The organism is Cryobacterium sp. Hz7, assembly GCF_004402815.1.
In the GTDB taxonomy this organism is placed as follows: domain Bacteria; phylum Actinomycetota; class Actinomycetes; order Actinomycetales; family Microbacteriaceae; genus Cryobacterium; species Cryobacterium sandaracinum.
The window spans coordinates 1-16,441 of the sequence record NZ_SOFB01000025.1 but is presented as its reverse complement, the minus strand read 5'-3'; the positions used below and the strand labels follow the sequence as shown (position 1 = coordinate 16,441).

Here is a 16,441-nt window from a genome sequence, read left to right as displayed (position 1 = left end):
GCGCGCTACTGGGGGATTGTTCCCACTGCCGAGGTAGGCGCGCAGTGAACCGCGACGCGACTCGAACGTGTGTGACCGCTGCGGACCAGTGCGGGACCAGCGCGGAGGTCCGGCCCGGCGGGTCGATTCTCCCATGCTGGCCACAAGACCCGCCGGATGCGCGGCGGCGCTCGAGCGGTTCAGATCCCCGTCGAACTCCGCCGCGCAGCCCGAACGAATTCGACGGAGATTTCGCCGGAATCGACCCTAAAAACTCCGAAAAGGCAGTTTCATCCGAGAATCTCCGTCGAATTCGCTTACCGGACGCAGAGCCCCGCCGTGATGAACGGCATCCACGCGGTGCGGGCGGCTCTGGGCTCCGGGAGCGCCTCCATCGTTCGATGAAGGCGCACGGACCTGACCGGGCTACTTCTTGCCCTGAGCGCGCCGTTCGGAGCGATTGACCGGAACGGGCTTCGAGTCGTCGCCGCGCTGGCCGAACGCGCCGCGCTGGGGCGGTCCGGCCACCACGTCCGTCTCCGCCTCATCGGCGGGGGCCGCGGCGCTCGCCCGGCGGGCACGGTCGGTAGCGGCCTGCTGGATCTGTCCGCGCTGGTTGCGTACTTCGACTCCGCCCGAATCGCTCGGGGCGGTGTAGCTGAGCTTCTCACCCGCGGCCGCGGCCGGGGCGAGTCCCTTGGCGGCGACGATGGGACCGGCGACGGCGCCGGGGGCCTGGCTGACCTCGACCTCGAGGTTGAACAGGAAACCGACGGTCTCCTCGCGGATCTGGCCCATCATCTGCTGGAACATGACGAAGCCCTCGCGCTGGTACTCCACCAGGGGGTCGCGCTGGGCCATGGCGCGCAGGCCGATGCCGTCCTTCAGATAGTCCATCTCGTAAAGGTGCTCGCGCCAGCGGCGGTCGATGACCGACAAGACGACGCGGCGCTCGAGTTCACGCATCGCCGGTGAACCCAGCGACTCTTCTCGGTGCAGGTAAGCGACCTTGGCATCCGAGAGAATCTCACGGCGCATGAAGTCGCGGTTGATCTTGCCGCGGTTGCCGGCCTCGGCGACGACCTCGTCAATGGTCAGTCCCACCGGGTACAGCGTCTTGAGCTCGGTCCACAGGGCATCGAAGTCCCAGTCGTCGCCGTTGCCTTCGCCTGTGTGCACCTCGAGGACCTCGTCGACGACGTCTTCCAGGAAGCGCTGCGTGCGCTCGTGGAGGTCGTCGCCCTCCAGGATGTGCCGGCGGTCGCCGTAGATCGCCTCGCGCTGACGGTTCAGAACGTCGTCATACTTGAGCACGTTCTTGCGGATCTCGGCGTTGCGGCCCTCGACCTGCGCCTGCGCGCTACGGATGGCTCGGCTGACGACCTTGGATTCGATCGCCATGTCGTCGGGAATCCCCTGGCGGCCCATCAGGCTCTCGGCGGCGCCGGCGTTGAAGAGGCGCATCAGGTCGTCGGTCAGCGACAGGTAGAAGCGGCTCTCGCCCGGGTCACCCTGGCGTCCGCTGCGACCGCGCAGCTGGTTGTCGATGCGGCGCGACTCGTGCCGTTCGGTGCCGAGCACGTACAGGCCGCCGGCGTCGACGACCTTCGCAGCTTCCACGGCGACCTCGGCCTTGACGGCGTCGAACACGTCGTCCCAAGCGGTCTCGTAGTCCTCGGGGGTTTCGACCGGGCTCAGGCCTTTCGCGTTCATCTGGGCGACGGCGAGGAACTCGGCGTTGCCGCCGAGCATGACGTCTGTGCCTCGACCGGCCATGTTGGTGGCGACGGTCACCGAGCCCAGGCGTCCGGCCTGCGCGACGATCGCGGCCTCCCGGGCGTGGTTCTTGGCGTTGAGCACCTCGTGCCGCACGCCCTTCTTGGCGAGCAGGCGCGACAGGTATTCGCTCTTCTCGACGCTCGTCGTTCCGACCAGGACCGGCTGCCCCTTTTCGTGCCGGGCGACGATATCCTCGACGACCTGGCCGAACTTTGCCTCTTCGTTCTTGTAGATCAGGTCGGACTGGTCGATACGCTTCATCGGCTTGTTCGTGGGGATGGACACCACGCCGAGCTTGTACGTGCTCATGAACTCGGCCGCCTCGGTCTCCGCGGTACCAGTCATGCCGGACAGCTTCGAGTAGAGCCGGAAGTAGTTCTGCAGGGTGACCGTCGCCAGGGTCTGGTTCTCCGCCTTGACCGCGACGCCCTCCTTGGCCTCGATCGCCTGGTGGATACCCTCGTTGTAGCGACGGCCCATCAGGATGCGCCCGGTGTGCTCATCGACGATCAGCACCTCGCCGTTCATCACGACGTAGTCCTTGTCTTTCTTGAACAGGGCGTTGGCCTTGATCGCATTGTTCAGGAAGGAGATCAGCGGGGTGTTCGCGGACTCGTAGAGGTTGTCGATGCCGAGGTAGTCCTCGACCTTTTCGATGCCGGGTTCCAGCACGCCCACGGTGCGCTTCTTCTCGTCGACCTCGAAGTCGACGTCGGGGATGAGCTTGGTCGACAGGCTCGCGAACTCGGTGAACCAGCGGTTGGCCTCACCGGAGGCAGGACCGGAGATGATCAGGGGCGTGCGCGCCTCGTCGATCAGGATCGAGTCGACCTCATCGACGATGGCGAAGTAGTGCCCGCGCTGCACCATGTCGGAGGACTGCCAGGCCATGTTGTCGCGCAGGTAGTCGAACCCGAACTCGTTGTTCGTGCCGTAGGTGATGTCGGCCAGGTACTGCTCGTGGCGCTGGGCCGGCGTCTGGCCGGACAGGATGCAGCCGGTGGTCATGCCGAGGGCACGGAACACGCGACCCATCAGCTCGCTCTGGTAGCTGGCGAGGTAATCGTTGACCGTGATGATGTGCACGCCGCGGCTGGTGATGGCGTTCAGGTAGGCCGCCGTCGTGGCCACGAGGGTCTTGCCCTCACCGGTCTTCATTTCGGAGATGTTGCCGAGGTGCAGGGCCGCCCCGCCCATCAGCTGCACATCAAAGTGGCGCAGTCCCAGGGTGCGGGTCGAGGCTTCACGCACGGCGGCGAACGCCTCGGGCAGTAAGTCGTCCAGCGACTCACCGCCCGAGTAGCGCTCACGCAGCACCACGGTCTCGTTCTTCAACTCCTCATCGGTGAGGTGGCTGAAGTCATCTTCCAACGCATTGGTGGCCTTCGCATACTGCTCGAGACGGCGCAGCAGACGCCCTTCACCAACACGAAGTACTTTTTCCAGAATTGAGGCCACGAATGCACTCCACTAGTCGTCACGGCGTGTGCACACGCCTGTCGTCGTTGCCGCACGCTCACAGCGTCCGGCATGCGGCAACTATAACAAGGCTGGATGGTCAGTTGCTGCGCTCCCGAGAGGGCGGCACGACCTCCCCGGCCTCATCGGCGTTCTCGTCCAGTTCGATCACGCCGTAGTCCCAGCCCTTGCGACGGTAGACGACGCTCGGACGCTTGGTTACGGCATCCTGGAACAGGTAGAAGTCGTGGCCGACGAGTTCCATGAAGTAGAGGGCGTCGTCGACGGTCATCGGTGCGGCCGCGAAAACCTTGCGGCGGATGACGACGGGGTTGTAGACGTCGTCCGGTTCTTCGGTTGCCGGCGTCTCCGCGTTCACGACGGGGATTGCTCCGGTGCGCACCCGCTCGAGCACCTCGGCGTCGGCCGGCTTGATGTCGACCACGCTGAAATCGACGGATGCCGCGTCGTGCAACGAGATGGGACGGTGGGCCCCGCCGCGGTGCAGCTTCTGGCGGTCCTTGGCGCGGCGCACCCGCTCGAGCAACCGCCCCAGGGCGACGTCGAACGCCGCGTACTTGTCGGAGCCGTCGGCTTCGGCTCGAACGATCGGCCCCTTGCCGATCAGGGTCAGTTCGACCCGGTCGTTGCCCGTGGCGCCGTTCTTCTCCCGGTGGCGACTCAGCTTGATCTCGAGAGCCAGCGCCTTCTCGGCAAGACCGGCGACCTTCTCGGCCTTCTCGGTGGCATACTCGCGGAAACGATCAGTGATCCCTAGGTTTCGTCCAACGATGTTAATTTCCATGACGACCTCCAGATCTGGCGAACCGCCCGTATCTGGGCGATTATTACGCGCCTTCACGACCCACCGTAGCCGTGCGCGCCGGATAAGTCACAGCCTTTTGTCAATCTGTTTTCGATGTACTTTCGGCAACGGGGAAACGACGCCGTGTTTCCGCCAGAGTGGCCACGCCGACGACCTCGCCGCCCGCAGCGAGCAGGGCACGTCGCACCTCGAGCACGGTTGCCCCAGTGGTCAGGATGTCGTCGACGACCAGGATACGGAGGCCGGACAGCGACCGGTTCGCGACCAGCGAACCCGTTCGATTCCGGCCTCGCTCTGCGCTGCCCAGTCCGACCTGGTCCTGCGTCTCGCCCACGGTACGGAGCAACCGAGTCGGCCGGAGCCCCGAGTGACGGAGCAGCAGCTCCACCGGGTGATAGCCACGGATGCGCCACGCCTGCTGTGACGAGGGGACGGTCACGAGGTGCACCCCGGCACCCTCCGGTATGGTGGCCAGCGCCGCAGCCACGGCGACCCGGAGCGGACCGGCCAGCGCGCCGGCGGCATCCGTTCGGCCACCGTCCTTGAACGCTCCCAGGACCCGCCTGGCCACGCCGGAGTAGTCCAAAGCGGACCACACCAGGACACCCGATCGTTCGGAGCTGTGCGCCCACGGTGCCAGGGCTGCCCGGCAGACCCCGCACAGGGCCCGGTCGGGCATGCCGCAGCCGCTGCACTCGGTGGGCATCAGAACTGCCCACGCGTCGAGGGCAGCCCGGGAGAGGCCGGCTGGAGGGCGCATCCCGCCATCGTGGGGCCAGGCCCGGCCGGCCCGGGCGCGGGGCTCGAACCGGTGCAGAACCGGCTTCCGCACGATCGGTGGAGGGGCTACCCGCCGATGCCCTGCTGGGTGGCCAGGAGGGTGACACCGCCGAGTCGTTCCTGCCAGCCGGCACCGCGCTGCACCAGGAGACCGCCCGTGGACGAGAGCGCACGCAGGTCGCGCAGGTTGTTGCTGCCGACCATGGTGACGCTGTCCGGCGCGGACTCGAGGCGCGTGGTGAGTCCACCCAGCTGCAAGGCCACGATCCGTCCCTCACCGCTGGGGAGGCGGGTCAGGCAGGCCACGGTGAGTTCGTCGATCCAGGCCGCGTCCACGGCCGTGCCTCCCGGCGCGGCCAGAAGCACCGCGTCGCCCAGCGCGACCGGGGTGCTCTTGTCCCGGGTGATGGCGCTGACGACAAATCGGCTGTCCTTGCCCGACTGGAGCAGGGCGATCAGCCGAGTGCCGTCCCGCGACACGCGCAACGACTGGATCGCCGAGACTTCCGGCCACGGTGTAGGGACGGCGGTCGCTTCGCCGTTCGGGCCGTACACGAACAGTTCACCGGGGCGGGCGGCGGGCACCGACCAGACGAAGCCGTAATTGTCGATGGCAGGCGCGATCAGCCCCTGGCGGGGATCGAGCTGCACCGGGTCGTCACCGACCCTGACGCCGTACACTCCCGTTCCCGTCAGCACGGCGGCCGCGGTCTGACCGGGCGAGAGGGTGACGGAGGTCGGGTCCAGGGCGACGATCGAGCCGGACAATCCGGCGATCGGGCTGATCGAGGAACCGCTTGCCGCCAGGAATCCGAATTCGCCCTCGCGCAGGATCAGCGCCCGGGCGTCGACGCGGGAATTCGCGGTCGGGGCGTTCGCACTCAACTCGGCGATGTCCTGCAGGTTGCGGTTGACGGTGATGGTGGCGGACAGCCCGGGCGGAAGGCTGTTGGACAGTTGGGCCTTCATTCGCTGCAGGGTGACCCGGTCGGCGTTCAGCGCTTCGCTGTTGAGGTCGACCTTGGCGTCCCTGGCGATGACCTGCACGGCATCGGCGGTGAGCTTGGTGCCGTCGGGGAACGCCGTCACGACGGCTCCGGTGAACCAGGGGCTCGGGCCGTCGAGCAGTCCGTTGACGATCTTCGTCAGAGTAGCCCCACTGCGCGGGTACCAGCGCAGATCGGGCACCAGGTAGCTAAAGCCCGGGTCGAAGAAGTAGAGCGCCTGGGCGGTGAAGACATCTTGAAAGATATTCCGATCGACGACCGTGCCGTTCGGGGCCGCGCCGATGCGCCACTGGCCGCCGACCTGCACGAACTGGTAGCGCAACGCCACCGCGGTGGGCGACTCGACCTCGCGGTACTCGCCGCGCTCATCCACCTCGGCGACCGGATTCACCGAGAACTGCATCTGACCCTCGCCGACGGAGACGATGCTGCGCCCGGTGGCGTCGTCGATGGTCACCCCGGAGTCGGGCTCCCAGGAGCTGCTGTAGTTCGGAGCCAGGAACTCCCGCGCTATCGCGTAGTCGTTGTCGGGGCTCGTCGCCGCGTCGATGAAGCCGCGCAGGATCGCCTCGGGGGTGGCGTCCTTCTGCGGTCGCGAGGGCAGGAACACGGGTGCCGGGGTGGCGCCGGGCTGCACGGTCTGCCCCGCGCGCACGCCTCCGTCGCGCGGGATTCCCGCGCATCCGGTCAGGGCCACCGCGAGCGCGACCAGGCCAGCGAACATCCGGGTTCGACTACGCATAGTGCCCTCCCGTTTCTCCGGCGGCCGTGCCGCCGCCTGCATCGGCCGGGGGCAGCGGGCTCGGCGAGCTCGACAGCGTTCCGTTCGCGCTGCGCGGCAGGGTCAGCCGGAAGCACGACCCCTCCCCCGGGTGCGACCAGACCTGCAGCCAGCCGCCGTGCACGACGGCGTCTTCGAGGGAGATCGACAGGCCGAGGCCGGTGCCGCCGATGGTGCGCTTGCGCGACGGGTCGGCCCGCCAGAACCGGTCGAAAACGTGGGCCATCTCGGCCTGGCTCATACCCATGCCGTAGTCGCGCACCGACAGGGCCACCGCGCTCTCGTTGCTGTCGACGGACACGATGATCGGCTTGCCCTCTCCGTGCTCGATGGCATTGCCGATCAGGTTGTGCATGATGCGGCGGATGCGGCGGGGATCGACGTCCGCGTCGAGGTGCCCGCCCGGTGCCACCAGGGTCAGCACCGTGCCCTTGGAGTCGCCGAGCGAGCGCAACCCTTCGATGGCGTCCTCGGCCAGGTGCACCAGGTTCGTGGGCTCAGTCTCCAGCTGCACCGACCCGGCGTCGTATTTGCTGATCTCGAGCAGGTCGCTCAGCAGCAGCTCGAAGCGCTCGACCTGCGTGTGCAGGAGCTCGGCCGTGCGTTCGACCGCCGGCGGGAACGTGGCACGGTGGTCATACAGAACGTCGCCGGCCAACCGGATCGTCGTCAGCGGGGTGCGCAGCTCGTGCGAGACGTCCGACACGAAGCGCTGCTGCACCTCGGACAGGTCGGCGAGTTCCTTGATCTGGCTCTGCAGGCTGTCCGCCATGCCGTTGAAGGACCGGGCCAGCGTCGCGATGACGTCTTCACCTTTTTCCGGGATGCGCACGCCGAGGTCACCGGAGGCCAGCCGCGCGCTGGTGGCCGCGGCCACGCGGATCGGGGTGACCACGAAGCGCACTACAATCCAGGTCACGCCACCGATCAGGAGGATCAGCACCAGGCCGGCGATGCCGAGGGTTCGCTGCACGAAAGCCAGGGTTGCCTCGGCGTCGGCCAGGCTGTACCCGATGTACAGCTCGTACCGGCCGGCGACCGGCACGGTGAGCTGGGAACCGACGACGATGCCGGGAACCAGCGCGCCGTCATCCGTCGCAAGCGTCACCGACTGCCAAAACTGCTCCCCGGCTTTCTCCTGCACCTGGAGGCGGAGAGCGGGCGTGATCACGCCGGTCGAATCACCGAATGACGAGGAGTCCTGCGGCGCCACAGTGGAGGCGTCCTGCCCGGGAGACCGGAAGATGGCGATCATCTGGGACGAGGATGCCGCGGTAATCAGGGTGCGGGCGGAGCCCACCAGGGTCTGCACCTCCACCCGGTCCGCGGCGTCGGAGGCGTCGAAGATGCCCTGGGCGGCGGTCGTGGCCCGGTTCGAGTCGACGAGCACCTGGTTCAGTCTTGATTGAAACAGGTCGTTGCCCACACTCGCGGAGATGTAGACCCCGACCACCATGATGGCCATCCCGGACAGCGCCACCGTGATGGTCACCGTGCGGAACTGCAGCGAGGAACGCCACAGTCCGCCGATCCTGGCCGGCCAGTCCCGCCAGTCCCGCCACACGCTGCGGTCGTTACCGGTGCCACCGAACACGAGGAACCTAGCCGGCCGCGCCGGCCCGATAGCCGACCCCGCGCACCGTCATGACGATGCGCGGGTTGTCCGGGTCGTCTTCGACCTTGGCGCGCAAACGCTGCACGTGCACGTTGACGAGGCGGGTGTCCGCCTTGTAGTGGTAGCCCCAGACCTGCTCCAGGAGCATTTCCCGGGTAAAGACCTGCTGGGGCTTGGACGCGAGTGCCAGCAGCAGGTCGAATTCGAGCGGGGTGAGGTTGATCTGCCGCGAACCGCGCCGCACCTCGTGCCCGGCGGCATCGACGACCAGGTCCCCGATCTGCAGGTTGGCGGGGGTCTCCGATGAAATCGGGCGCAGGCGCGTGCGGATCCGGGCGACCAGTTCCTTCGGGTTGAACGGCTTGACCATGTAATCGTCAGCGCCGGACTCGAGGCCCTTCACGACATCCGTCGTGTCGGTTCGCGCGGTCAGCATGATGATGGGCGTGCCGGATTCGGCGCGGATCAGGCTGCAGACCTCGATGCCGTCGAGGCCGGGCAGCATCAGGTCCAGCAGGACCAGATCGGGCTTGACGGCGCGAAAGACCTCCAGGGCCAGGGAGCCGTCGGCGCAGAAGACCGGCTCGAAGCTCTCCGCGTGCAGCACTATGCCGATCATCTCGGCCAGCGCGGTGTCGTCGTCTACGACTAGAATACGTGCGTTCATCAAACCGTTTTCCACTCAGTCACCCAAAATACCCCGGTGAGTCATGCAATCACTGGCTCAAGAGTAGTCGACGGCGCTGCAGGAAAGCTCAACGCGCTCATTCCACACCGAGGTATGCCAGCATAGGTTTCGTGACCGACCCGCAGAACTGGCACTCCCCGACCGATGACGGGCGCAGCATCCCGGTCGGCGACGAGCAAAAACCGCCCCTCGCGCCCGCCGGTTTTGTGCCCCCGGCAAAACCGACCGCTGCTCCCGGCGCGAATACGCCGCCGGTCTGGGGTCCCCCACCGACCTGGACGCCCCCACCCAGACCGGGACTGATCCCTCTGCGCCCGCTGGGTTTCGGAACCCTGCTGTGGGCGCCGTTCCAGGTTCTGCGTCGCAACCCGAAGGCGACCTTCGGCAGCGCGCTGCTCGTTCAGGCGGGCGTCGCCCTGATCGCCGTCGTCATCGTGGGTCTGGTCTCCTACTTCGCGCTCGCACGGGTGGAGAACTCTCCACTGGAGGACCGCGACGCGCTCGAGGCCGGCGCGACCCTCAGCATTGTGCTCTCGGCCATCGTGCCGCTGGCTCTGGCGGTGGTCGCATCCGCTCTGTTGCAGGGCGTCATCGTGATCGAGGTGGCCCGGGCCACGCTCGGAGAGAAGCTGCGGCTGGGCGCCCTGTGGCGCGCCGTGCTGCCGCGCCTCTGGCCGCTGGTGCTCTGGACCCTGATGCTGAGTTCGGCCCTGATTGCGGCCATCGCCCTCGTGGCCGGACTGGTGGTGTTCTTGGTCTCCCTCGGCGGAGCGGGCGTGGGTCTGGCGGTGGTCACCGGCATCCTCGGTACGGTCGCCCTTCTCGCGCTCGGCATCTGGCTGTTCACGAAGACCTCGCTCGTGCCGAGCATGATCGTGTTGGAACGGCTCGGCATCCGGGCGGCGGTGGGGCGGTCCTGGTCGCTGACCCGCGGCTACTTCTGGCGCACGTTCGGCGTGCAGTTCTTGGTCGCGACGGTCGTGAACGTCGTCTCCCAGATTGTGACGACGCCGCTGTCGCTCCTGTTCGGTGCCGCCATCTCCGTGGTCGACCCGAACGCCGCCTTCGATGCGTACCTCCCGTCAGTGATCCTGTACGTTCTGACCATCCTCATCGGCCTGGTGCTCGGCGCCGTAGCAGCCGTGGTGCAGTCGGCCGCGACCGCCCTGATCTACATCGATCTGCGGATGCGCAAGGAAGGCCTCGACCTTGAGCTGGCCCGATTCGTCGAATCGGCCGCCGGCGCCGGTGTAGACCCCTACCGGTCGAAGCCGGCACACGCCTCGGAGACTGCCTGAGCATGATCGCAGGGTCGCACATTCACACGGTGATCCGGGCGGCGATACCGGTCGATCCCGGCGCGCCCGAAGCGCGGAAGTGGCTGCGGGAAGAGCTGGCCAAGGCTCCCTACGAGGCCGCCAAGCCCACCTGGTTCGACCGGTTGTCGACATCGATTCTGGACTGGTTCGCCTCCCTCACCGCGCCCTCGGCCGACGGTTTCGCCGCCTGGGTGCCCCTGCTCCTGACCGTGGCCGTGGTGGTCCTGGTCGTCGCCGCCCTCCTCATTTTCGGCCTGCCCCGGCTCAACCGGCGCAGCCGGCTCGCGTCGGACCTCTTCGGCGTCGACGACCGTCGCGGCGCCGCCGACCTGCGTCGTGCCGCGCTGGCCGCCGCCTCCCACCGGGACTGGAATCTGGCGAGTGCCGAGATGTTCCGGGCGCTGGCGCGCGGACTGTCCGAGCGCACCATCCTGATCGTGACGCCGGGCACCACCGCGCACTCCTTCGCGGCGCGGGCCGCCGAGGCCTTTCCCGGCGAACGGGTGCGACTGAGCGAGGCGGCCGAGCTCTTCGACGGGGTGCGCTACCTGGGGGCCGACGGCACCGAGCAGCGCTTCCTGGCCCTGGCGGCGCTCGAGAGCGACCTGCGGGCCGCCCGGCCGCCGCACCTCGAGGACCCAGCCCCGACGAAGCAGCCATGAGTCTTCTCACACAAACGGCCTCACAGCCGGCCGAAAACGCCGTCTCCTCCACACCAACCCTGCGCGAAGCCGGACGCCGGGCGCGGTACTGGCTGCTCGCCGGCGTCAGCGCACTGATCGTCGCCGTCGTCAGCACCGTCCTCGCTGCGGGCGGCGGCGTGGGCGGTAAGCCCCTCGAGGCCGACAGCGCGGCCCCAGCCGGCGCGCGGGCGCTCGTCGAGGTACTCCGCCGACAGGGTGTCAACGTCACCGCCGCCGACACCCTCGCGGAGGCGCGGAGCCTGGCCGGCGCCGCCGCCAACCCCACCGTGTTCTTCTTCGATGAGAGCGGCTACCTCACCGACGACCAGCTGAGCGCGATGTCCGCCCTGGCCCCGCGCACGGTGGTGGCCTCCCCCGATTTCCTGGCGCTGCAGACGCTGATCCCCTCGGTGGGCTTCGGCGGCGTGTCCCAGACCGCGGTGTCCCGTGCCGCCTGCACGGTCGCGGCCGCGGTCAAGGCCGACAAGCTCTCCCCCGGCGGCTCCACACTCACGATCCCGGCCGACGACGCCGAGCTGAGCGGATGCTTCACCTCGGGAGAGAACGCCTTCGCCCTGGTCGAACAGGCAACCGCCGACCGGACCCTCACCCTGCTCGCCGACGGCACCCTGTTCAGCAACGAGAAGATCGGCCAGGCCGGCAATGCCGCTCTCGCACTCAACCTGCTGGGCGCGGGGGACGACCTCGTCTGGTACCTGCCAACGATCGCCGATGTGCCGGGAACCGGAACGCCGTCGCTCGGCGAACTGACGCCCGGTTGGGTCACCCCGACCCTGATCCTGCTGGTGCTGGTCACCGTGGCCGCGGCCGTCTGGCGTGGGCGGCGCTTCGGGCCTCTCGTCGCCGAGAACCTGCCGGTCACCGTGCGGGCCAGCGAGACGATGGAAGGACGGGCCCGGCTCTACGCGCGCAGCAACGCCCGTCTGCGCGCCCTCGACGCACTGCGGGTGGGCGCCGTGCAGCGCCTTGCCGGCCAGGTCGGGTTGTCGCGGCTGGCGAGCCTCGACGATGTGATCGCCATGGTGGCCACCGTGGTCGACCGGCCGCCGGCCGACGTTCGGACCGTGCTGGTGGACGCCGTTCCGGCATCCGACTCCGATCTCGTCGCCCTCTCCGACCGCATCCAGGAAATTGAACGGGCCACGGCCCGCGCGACCACGCCCCTGCCACCCGGAAGAATGGACTCATGAGCACTCATACCCATGTCGATACCCTGCGAGGCTCCCTCGCCCAAGTCCGCACCGAGGTCGGCAAGGCCGTCGTCGGACAGGACGGCGCGGTAACCGGGCTGATCATCGCGCTGCTCGCCCGCGGCCACGTGCTGCTCGAGGGTGTGCCGGGCGTCGCCAAGACCCTCCTGGTGCGGTCCCTGAGCCACTCGCTCAGCCTGGAGACGAAACGGGTGCAGTTCACGCCGGACCTGATGCCGGGCGACGTGACCGGCTCACTCGTCTACGACGCCCGGGTGGGCGACTTCGAGTTCCGCAAGGGCCCCGTCTTCACCAACATCCTGCTGGCCGACGAGATCAACCGCACCCCGCCGAAAACCCAGTCGGCCCTCCTTGAGGCGATGGAGGAACGCCAGGTCAGCGTCGACGGGCGCTCCCTCCCGCTACCGGACCCGTTCATCGTGGCGGCGACCATGAACCCGATCGAATATGAGGGCACCTACACGCTGCCCGAGGCCCAGCTCGACCGGTTCCTGCTCAAGCTCGTGCTCGACGTGCCGGAGCGCGACGCGGAATTCGAGGTGCTGCGGCGCCACGCCGAGGGCTTCAACCCCCGCGATCTGGCCGGTGCGGGCGTCACCGCGGTTCTCGGCGCGGAGGAGCTGAAGACGGCCCAGGCCGCCGTGGCATCCGTGGGCGCGAGTCCGGACGTTCTCGCCTACATCGTCGACCTGGCCCGCGCAACGAGAAGCAGCCCGTCGGTCAAGCTCGGCGTCAGCCCGCGCGGCACGACCGCGCTCCTCGCCGCGGCCAAGGCGTGGGCCTGGCTGAGCGGCTATGACTCGATCACCCCCGACCATGTGCAGGCGATGGTGCTGCCGGTCTGGCGGCACCGCGTGCAGCTGCGGCCGGAGGCGGAACTCGAGGGCGTGTCCGTGGACGCGATCCTGCGTGCCGTGCTCGCCCAGGTGCAGGTGCCGATCTAAGTGACGCTCACCGGTCGGTTCGTTGCCCTCCTCGCGCTCGGCGTCGTGCCGATCGTGATACTCGGGAGTACCCCGGGGATGGCGACGGCCGTGCTGGGACTATGGGTGCTCGCCCTGGTGGGTCTCGGCATCCTGGACCTGGCCCAGGCCGGATCGCCGCGGAAGATCGTGCTCTCCCGCAGCATGCCCTCCCGGGTGCGCCTGGGCGAAAGCGTGACGAGCGACCTGTACCTGACCAACACCGGGGGTCGACGACTGACCATGGTGGTGCGGGATGCCTGGCAGCCGTCAGCCGGGACGGGCAACAACCGCACGCCGCTGGTGCTACCTCCTGGCGAACGACGGCTGGTGTCGCTGCGAATGACGCCCACCCGGCGCGGTGAACGCCGGGTGGACCAGGTCACGGTGCGCTCGTTCGGGCCGCTCGGGCTGTGGGCCCGTCAGGCCACCCTCCGGGCACCGGGCCAGATTCGGGTGCTCCCGCCCTTCAACTCGCGCAAGCACCTGCCGTCGCGCATGACCCGACTCAAGGAGCTCGACGGGCGCACCAGCCTGCTCGTGCGCGGCCAGGGCACCGAGTTCGACTCCATTCGCGAATACGTGCGCGGAGACGACGTACGCTCGATCGACTGGCGGGCCACGGCCCGGCACAACGACGTCATGGTGCGCACCTGGCGCCCCGAACGGGACCGCCGGGTGGTCATCCTGATCGACAGCGGCCGCACCTCGGCCGCGCGCATCGACGACGAGCCGCGCCTCGACACGGCTTTCGAGGCGTCGCTGCTGCTCGCCGCGCTGGCGGCCGGGGCCGGCGACCACGTGGACTTCATCGCCTACGACCGTCGGGTGCGCGGCCGCGTGCAGGGTGCGCAGGGAGCGGAGCTCCTTTCGCGCATGGTCGACACCATGGCCCTGATCGAGCCGGAGCTGATCGAGACTGACTGGTCGGCCGTTCCCGGGGAGGTGCGCGCGGTGACGAGCCGCCGGGCCTTGGTCGTACTGATCACGTCGATCGACGCGGCCGGAGCCTCGAGCGCCCTGCTGTCGGTGCTCCCCCAGTTGACCCGCAGAAACACCGTGATCGTCGCATCCGTCACCGACCCAACCACCCTGGAGGCCACGCGCCCGCGCGGCAACCGGGAGGAGATCTACCGGGCGGCGGCCGCCGAACGGGCACTGCTCGACGTGGCCAGGGTCTCGGCCGCCATCCGACGCCAGGGCGCCGAGGTCGTCACCGGCTCCCCCGCCGACCTGCCACCCGCACTGGCCGACCGCTATATCGCGCTCAAGGCCGCCGGCCGGCTCTAGGTGCTAGGCCGCGTAGATCCGAGTGCTGCCGGCCTCGAATTCGGCCAGGTCGCCGGTCTCACCCGCCCGCACGGCACGCCGGCCGAGCACGAGCATGTAGGCGAGGAAGGCGAGGAGGGCGGCCGCGCCGATCCCGATCTTCACCGGCCACGGCCACGGGGCCGGGGTGACGAAACCCTCGATCACCCCGGAGACGAAGAGCACGAAGACCAGACCGATGGCCACCGTCGAGAGGGCGCGGGCATCCTCGGCCAAAGCCTGCGCGCGAGTGCGGGCCCCCGGGGCGATCCAGGCCCAGAAGATGCGCAGTCCACCTGCCGCGGCCACGAAAATAGCGGTCAGTTCGAGCATGCCGTGCGGTGCAATGTACAGGAAGAACACGTCGCCCTTGCCGTAGGCGAACATAACCGCGGCCGTGATGCCGACGTTCTGCGCGTTCTGCAGCACGATGTAGGGCACGTAGACGCCGAGGATCCCAAAGGCGATGGCCTGGGCGGCGATCCACGCGTTATTGGTCCAGACCAAGCCGGTGAAGGATGCCGCGGGATTCTCCGAATAGTAGTTGACGAAATCCTCGTTGACGAGTTTCTGCAGCTCGGCGTCGGAGCCGACGGCGGCCAGGGCCTCAGGGTTGCCGGAGATCCAGAAACCGTAGAGGCCCGCGACCACAATCGTCACCACCGCCACGGCAAGGGTCAGCCACCGTAGGCGGTAGAGGGCGGCTGGCAACTGCAGCACGAAAAAGCTCGGGATCTGGGAAACAACGTTCGCGCTCGCCCCCGTGAACCGCAGCCTCGCCCGGGACAGCGCCACCGAGAGCCGGTCACCTTCCAGCGTCGAACCGGCGGTCGACTTGATCGCGGACAGCTGGGTCGCGCCGGACTGATACCGCTCGATCAGCTCGTCGGCCTGCGCGCCGGAGAGCCGCCGCTGCGAACCGAGCTCAGCCAGGCGGTCCCACTCGGCGCGGTGCGCCGCTGAATATGCGTCAAGGTCCATCTGCTCTAATAGTAGACATGGAGCAGCCCGGCAAGGTGGCCGATCACGGCCAGTATTCGTGGAGCGAGCAGGAATTGGTCACCGGCGAGGCCGTTGCCCTCGATGTAAGGGCGGCCAGCACCATCCTGCGCGCCGCCGGAACGATCATCGATTATGTTGCCTACATCCTCCTCTTCCTGGGGGTGGCCTTTCTTGTGGCGGGTCTCACGGGCGTGGCAATCGACGACGCACTCGGACGGGCGCTCGGGATCGCAGGCCTGGTGGTCTGCCTGCTCATCGTGCCGATGGCCGTCGAAACGGCCAGCGGCGGACGGTCCCTGGGCAAGCTCGCCATCGGCGCCCGCATCGTTCGCGACGACGGCGGCGCGATCCAGCTGCGCCACGCGTTCATCCGCGCCCTGCTGGGCATCATCGAGATCTACTTGACGTTCGGCGGCATCGCCGCCACCACTGCGCTTCTGAACAGCAAGTCCAAACGCCTGGGCGACCTGCTGGCCGGCACGTACAGCCAGCACGAGCGGGTGCCCCGCCTCACTGATCGAACCGTCCCGCTGCCGCCCGTGCTCGAGGCCTGGGCCCAGACGGTCGACATTGTGCGTCTCCCCGATCGCCTGTCCCGCCGCATCGCGCAGTTTCTCCGCCAGGCCGACAAGCTGACTCCGGCTACGCGGCTGCGCCTCGCAGACAGCCTGTCCACCGAGGCCGCCCCGTTCGTGTCGCCGAAGCCAGAGGCCCCGGCGGAGGTCTTCCTGGCCGGGGTCGCCGCGGTGCGCCGAAGCCGGGAGTCCACGGCGCTGAAGCTCGAGCGGGAGCGTCTCGACCGTCTGCTGCCCATTCTGCATAGCCTCCCGCACGGTTTCCCCCAGCGGTAGGGCAACGGACCTCTCCCCCGCCGTTCCCGCGACGTATCCGACGAAGAATGTGGCGCTGCCGCCCGCGGGGCGCCCTCGCATCAGGGCCCGTGTGTGTGTGGCTAACTCAGGACATCTGTTGCCCGCAGTAGACGGCCGCCGCGGGTTAGTGCGGCATTGGTGCGGATGCCC

At 68.4% G+C, this 16,441-nt stretch carries 13 protein-coding genes; 6 read left to right on the top strand and 7 right to left on the bottom strand.

Annotation, left to right across the window (positions count from 1 at the left end; genetic code table 11):
• Positions 1 to 405: 405 nt before the first annotated feature.
• The 6 genes from secA to mtrA all read right to left on the bottom strand — a co-directional run bounded on the left by secA (position 406) and on the right by mtrA (position 8,892).
• Complete coding sequence (secA, locus tag E3N86_RS05655) at positions 406 to 3,216, bottom strand: preprotein translocase subunit SecA (protein WP_104099848.1); 2,811 nt, start codon at positions 3,214 to 3,216, stop codon at positions 406 to 408.
• 100 nt (positions 3,217 to 3,316) lie between these two features.
• Positions 3,317 to 4,021, bottom strand: a complete 705-nt coding sequence (hpf, locus tag E3N86_RS05650; protein ID WP_104099847.1) for a ribosome hibernation-promoting factor, HPF/YfiA family — start codon at positions 4,019 to 4,021, stop codon at positions 3,317 to 3,319.
• A gap of 100 nt (positions 4,022 to 4,121) precedes the next feature.
• Positions 4,122 to 4,802, bottom strand: coding sequence for a ComF family protein (locus E3N86_RS05645; RefSeq protein WP_134511532.1), 681 nt, complete (start codon positions 4,800 to 4,802; stop codon positions 4,122 to 4,124).
• An 86-nt stretch (positions 4,803 to 4,888) separates the two neighbouring features.
• Positions 4,889 to 6,571 (bottom strand): LpqB family beta-propeller domain-containing protein, encoded by a 1,683-nt coding sequence (locus tag E3N86_RS05640; RefSeq protein WP_158250220.1) that lies wholly within the window; start codon positions 6,569 to 6,571, stop codon positions 4,889 to 4,891.
• Positions 6,564 to 8,204, bottom strand: a complete 1,641-nt coding sequence (gene mtrB / locus E3N86_RS05635) for an MtrAB system histidine kinase MtrB (protein WP_241985959.1) — start codon at positions 8,202 to 8,204, stop codon at positions 6,564 to 6,566. The genes E3N86_RS05640 and mtrB overlap by 8 nt, the downstream gene beginning before the upstream one ends.
• 7 nt (positions 8,205 to 8,211) lie before the next feature.
• Positions 8,212 to 8,892 carry an MtrAB system response regulator MtrA gene (gene mtrA, locus E3N86_RS05630; RefSeq protein ID WP_104099844.1) on the bottom strand — a complete coding sequence of 227 codons (681 nt, stop codon included), beginning with the start codon at positions 8,890 to 8,892 and terminating at the stop codon, positions 8,212 to 8,214.
• Positions 8,893 to 9,023: 131 nt separating this feature from the next.
• Here mtrA and E3N86_RS05625 point away from each other — a divergent pair, with 131 nt between their 5' ends.
• The 5 genes from E3N86_RS05625 to E3N86_RS05605 are packed head-to-tail and all read left to right on the top strand — an operon-like array spanning position 9,024 to position 14,399.
• Positions 9,024 to 10,211, top strand: a complete 1,188-nt coding sequence (locus tag E3N86_RS05625; RefSeq protein ID WP_134373632.1) for a hypothetical protein — start codon at positions 9,024 to 9,026, stop codon at positions 10,209 to 10,211.
• A 2-nt stretch (positions 10,212 to 10,213) separates the two neighbouring features.
• Complete coding sequence (locus E3N86_RS05620) at positions 10,214 to 10,894, top strand: DUF4129 domain-containing protein (RefSeq protein WP_134373634.1); 681 nt, start codon at positions 10,214 to 10,216, stop codon at positions 10,892 to 10,894.
• Complete coding sequence (locus E3N86_RS05615; protein WP_134373636.1) at positions 10,891 to 12,126, top strand: DUF4350 domain-containing protein; 1,236 nt, start codon at positions 10,891 to 10,893, stop codon at positions 12,124 to 12,126. Before E3N86_RS05620 ends, E3N86_RS05615 begins: the two co-directional genes overlap by 4 nt.
• On the top strand, positions 12,123 to 13,091 hold the full coding sequence (locus tag E3N86_RS05610; RefSeq protein ID WP_134373638.1) for a MoxR family ATPase: 969 nt from the start codon (positions 12,123 to 12,125) through the stop codon (positions 13,089 to 13,091). The genes E3N86_RS05615 and E3N86_RS05610 overlap by 4 nt, the downstream gene beginning before the upstream one ends.
• Positions 13,092 to 14,399 carry a DUF58 domain-containing protein gene (locus tag E3N86_RS05605; RefSeq protein WP_104099839.1) on the top strand — a complete coding sequence of 436 codons (1,308 nt, stop codon included), beginning with the start codon at positions 13,092 to 13,094 and terminating at the stop codon, positions 14,397 to 14,399.
• Positions 14,400 to 14,402: 3 nt separating this feature from the next.
• Here E3N86_RS05605 and E3N86_RS05600 read toward each other — a convergent pair whose 3' ends face one another.
• On the bottom strand, positions 14,403 to 15,398 hold the full coding sequence (locus E3N86_RS05600; RefSeq protein WP_104099838.1) for a stage II sporulation protein M: 996 nt from the start codon (positions 15,396 to 15,398) through the stop codon (positions 14,403 to 14,405).
• A 17-nt stretch (positions 15,399 to 15,415) separates the two neighbouring features.
• On the opposite strand from E3N86_RS05600, the gene E3N86_RS05595 reads away from it, so the two are divergent.
• Complete coding sequence (locus E3N86_RS05595) at positions 15,416 to 16,270, top strand: RDD family protein (RefSeq protein ID WP_134511531.1); 855 nt, start codon at positions 15,416 to 15,418, stop codon at positions 16,268 to 16,270.
• Positions 16,271 to 16,441: the final 171 nt, after the last annotated feature.

Excerpts from the sequence above, each read along its gene's own strand:
- E3N86_RS05645 (WP_134511532.1), bottom strand. The coding sequence starts at position 4,802 with ATGCGCCCTCCAGCCGGCCTCTCCCGGGCTGCCCTCGACGCGTGGGCA.
- mtrA (WP_104099844.1), bottom strand. The coding sequence starts at position 8,892 with ATGAACGCACGTATTCTAGTCGTAGACGACGACACCGCGCTGGCCGAG.
- E3N86_RS05615 (WP_134373636.1), top strand. The coding sequence starts at position 10,891 with ATGAGTCTTCTCACACAAACGGCCTCACAGCCGGCCGAAAACGCCGTC.
- E3N86_RS05640 (WP_158250220.1), bottom strand. The coding sequence starts at position 6,571 with ATGCGTAGTCGAACCCGGATGTTCGCTGGCCTGGTCGCGCTCGCGGTG.
- E3N86_RS05595 (WP_134511531.1), top strand. The coding sequence starts at position 15,416 with ATGGAGCAGCCCGGCAAGGTGGCCGATCACGGCCAGTATTCGTGGAGC.
- E3N86_RS05620 (WP_134373634.1), top strand. The coding sequence starts at position 10,214 with ATGATCGCAGGGTCGCACATTCACACGGTGATCCGGGCGGCGATACCG.
- hpf (WP_104099847.1), bottom strand. The coding sequence starts at position 4,021 with ATGGAAATTAACATCGTTGGACGAAACCTAGGGATCACTGATCGTTTC.
- E3N86_RS05610 (WP_134373638.1), top strand. The coding sequence starts at position 12,123 with ATGAGCACTCATACCCATGTCGATACCCTGCGAGGCTCCCTCGCCCAA.
- E3N86_RS05600 (WP_104099838.1), bottom strand. The coding sequence starts at position 15,398 with ATGGACCTTGACGCATATTCAGCGGCGCACCGCGCCGAGTGGGACCGC.